The organism is Formosa sejongensis, assembly GCF_033447105.1.
Lineage (GTDB): Bacteria > Bacteroidota > Bacteroidia > Flavobacteriales > Flavobacteriaceae > Formosa.
Window position 1 is genome coordinate 1 of record NZ_JAWQUN010000047.1, and the last position, 2,984, is coordinate 2,984.

The 2,984-nt window shown below is 31.3% G+C and carries 4 protein-coding genes; 3 read left to right on the forward strand and 1 reads right to left on the reverse strand.

Annotation, left to right across the window (positions count from 1 at the left end):
• Positions 1-409 precede the first annotated feature (409 nt).
• Positions 410-580: a hypothetical protein gene (locus R6X41_RS19640; protein ID WP_318502056.1), complete on the reverse strand. Its 171-nt coding sequence runs from the start codon at positions 578-580 to the stop codon at positions 410-412.
• 384 nt (positions 581-964) lie between these two features.
• On the opposite strand from R6X41_RS19640, the gene R6X41_RS19645 reads away from it, so the two are divergent.
• The 3 genes from R6X41_RS19645 (at position 965) to R6X41_RS19655 (ending at position 2,758) form a co-directional block, all read left to right on the forward strand.
• A complete protein-coding gene (locus R6X41_RS19645; protein ID WP_318502057.1) occupies positions 965-1,720 on the forward strand; it encodes a hypothetical protein in 756 nt (251 codons plus the stop codon).
• Positions 1,721-2,142: 422 nt separating this feature from the next.
• On the forward strand, positions 2,143-2,346 hold the full coding sequence (locus R6X41_RS19650; protein WP_318502058.1) for a hypothetical protein: 204 nt from the start codon (positions 2,143-2,145) through the stop codon (positions 2,344-2,346).
• Positions 2,347-2,395: 49 nt separating this feature from the next.
• Positions 2,396-2,758, forward strand: coding sequence for a hypothetical protein (locus R6X41_RS19655; RefSeq protein WP_318502059.1), 363 nt, complete (start codon positions 2,396-2,398; stop codon positions 2,756-2,758).
• Positions 2,759-2,984: the final 226 nt, after the last annotated feature.

A 2,984-nucleotide genomic window follows, 5' to 3' on the forward strand; every position in this document is an offset into this window, starting at 1 on the left:
CAATCGAGATATACTATGGCCATTGGATCTTTGTTCATTCATAAGGCTAAGGTAAAGTTTTTAGAAGCTAAAGCGAAATGCACTAAAGTACATAGTTTGAACTACCTTTGAGACCAATCAAAATATTTTGGGCTGGTTGAGGAAACAACAATTAATGAGTTTAAAATTAAAGTCTAAAATTAATCTGAATAGCTAAAACAGTGCTAACAAAAAACTTATAAAACATAATTAGACACGTACTAATCTTAAGTATATTATGAACTCTAACCTCTTGTGCTCTTACTGAAATCACAACTCATGAGTATGGATTTAGCAAAAGTGAGAATATTAAACAATTTAAGTAAATAAAAGACAGAACATCTTACAAATGTCTTATAAGATGTTCTGTAAATCGATAACCGATAGTAAACTATTTCGGATTTTGATCGTCTGGTGGTGGGATATCTATATCTCCATCATCACCACAACAATTATCTAAATCTGCTGTAGTATTTTCATCGGTAAGATTGGTTTCTGGAGAACACGAATATGTGCCCAAATTAAGAAAAACTAATAGTAAAATAAAGTGCATTCTTTTCATATTTATTGATTTTAAAATTTGACAATAGTTAGGCTGTCCGAGGTTTTCGGATACGTTTTTTAGTGCTGAAACACTAGCTGATTATTTGGAGATTAACTCCGGATGGGAAGTATAGAAGACACTAAAGAAAGCAGCATAATTACTTCCCAGATTTTATTCCGCTTTATTTAGATACTCCTGTTTAGCTTAATTAGACAGCTTGCAAACTCAATTTGGCTGAATAATTATTCTGTAGCAAATAAACTGATTAAGCAGTGTTTACAGGGAAACACAAAGCATACAAAATGGAATCAAATATATTTGAATGATATGTCTGTAATATGTTCTGTTTGTGTTTGTATCCTCTTTATGGTTTTAATACATTTATACACACAAGGTCGAAGCATGAAAAAAAGGTTATTTCAAGATTTATTTATAAAGGCAGAGAAACAGTCTGGAAAAAACACCAAACATGGTTTATCGAGTCATCTTGAAAATGTATTTACAGAAGATTTAAAATTTCCGGTGAGTAAGATCACTTTCGTGAGGTATTATGAAAAATATGTTGATGAATCGGAAGCTATTACTAACAACCCGAGTACTGAATTATTAAATAAGGTTTCTGAATTTTTGAATTATAATAGTTATGAAGATTATGTCACTAAAAAGGATGTTAATGCTGAATTAAAAATTCAAGCAGTACATATTGAAGAAGATAAAGTTAGATCCAACACCGCGAAAATCAATAGATCGTATGGTTTTATAAAAGCTCATAAACTGACTATAATTTTAGTCGTCTTATTAAGTACTGGCTTTATGTGTTTTTATGCTATAAACAAACAACATTGGATGGTTTGGGATGGACATCGATATACAGAAACTGAGTTTGATTCTGAACGGTATAACTTGGGGCAATTAAAACTTTTCAATGAAGACCGCATTAGTAATTTTAATAAAGTTGATGCTGATTGTGAAACGCTTTTTTTTGATTCCGATGGAAGTGTACAAATTTGGTATGGTAAAAATTTAAATAAAGAATTAGAGTATTTTACGTCTTATGGTTTGCATCCTGAAACAGGAAAAACCTTAGACCCTATTACCAAGTATATGATTAAAAAGTATGTTTGTGTTAAGGACAAACAAACTACAAACAAGCACTAATAAGCACCATCTCTAATTAGGTTTAATTCTTCATGCTAATCTTTAGTTGTAAAACAGTAACCCGATGTTCGTCAAAAAAACTGAATAATAGATTGCTAAATTTAAGAGAGTGCATTGATAGATTCAAGGTCTAGAGTTTCTAAGGCAAAGAACGACTTCACATGTTAAAAATTAGCAAAAAAATAATCTGATTTAAAGTAAAAGTGTCGGCTACAGGTATTTCTAAAACAGAGAAATACAATCATTTAAGAACATTTAGAGATTGTTTCTTTAAATGTTGAAAATAAATTACACTTAAAAAACTTTGTAAACGGATGAGATATTGTAATTCACGGCGTAACGCGGTTTCAATTAAATGTAAAAGACCCTAAAACTGAATTATATGACCCACAATTCATGGTATCGAAATTTTTTCGAGTGTTGTGAATGAAACGACAAATATCGAAAATGTGGTTTTTGTGTTATCCGTTGCGGCTTATAATACTAATTTTACAATGCCTCCAGAAGGTAAAGATCTAACAGATACTTTTAACAAAAAGGATATACCGTTTATAAGGAAGAAAAGTCATCCGTATGCCCGAGCGAAATTTATAGCTAATCAAACTGTAGAGCGTTTTTATAGCTGACCATAGAGATCCTGCTTTCGAAATAACAAGTATCTCTCCCGTTGGAATTATGGAGAAATCACTTTCGAAACGAGAAGATTTAACATCTACAGGTTTACAGTTCTTATTTAAAAACAAAATAGCTCCCAATCCATTTATTCAAATGGTTTATGATCTTGATGCTGAATTTGCATTGGTTTATGTTAAGGATGTTGTAAAGGGTATATGTAGTGCAGCCTCCAAAAAGGGCTTACATTATAAAAACTATTTACTAACGGGTGAAAGTTGGAAAGTTTCGGATATTTCTGCGATGTTAAATAATAAAACGTCAAAGGGAAATGCTCGAGTTGTTTATAAAAACGATGCCGCTAAACACGATTTGGAAATGTCGTTTAATGCCGCTAAAATTCCTCTAGAAGAATTCAACACATAATAACGTAACAAGTACAAGATGACAAAAGTTATGTACGTCTAACAATAACTTTGAAGAAAAAAAAACCACTCTGCAGTAAAATTGAGAGTGGTTTAGTTAAAATATCAATAGCGTCCTAAACGTTTAAAAAAAGAGAAAGGAAATTTTGTTCCGCAAAGTTACCTTTGTGGTGCACCACAAAAACCCTTTCTCCGATGATAAATATAACATTGTTTTCTCAAATAAT

Excerpts from the sequence above, each read along its gene's own strand:
- R6X41_RS19640 (WP_318502056.1), bottom strand. The coding sequence starts at position 580 with ATGAAAAGAATGCACTTTATTTTACTATTAGTTTTTCTTAATTTGGGC.
- R6X41_RS19645 (WP_318502057.1), top strand. The coding sequence starts at position 965 with ATGAAAAAAAGGTTATTTCAAGATTTATTTATAAAGGCAGAGAAACAG.
- R6X41_RS19655 (WP_318502059.1), top strand. The coding sequence starts at position 2,396 with ATGGAGAAATCACTTTCGAAACGAGAAGATTTAACATCTACAGGTTTA.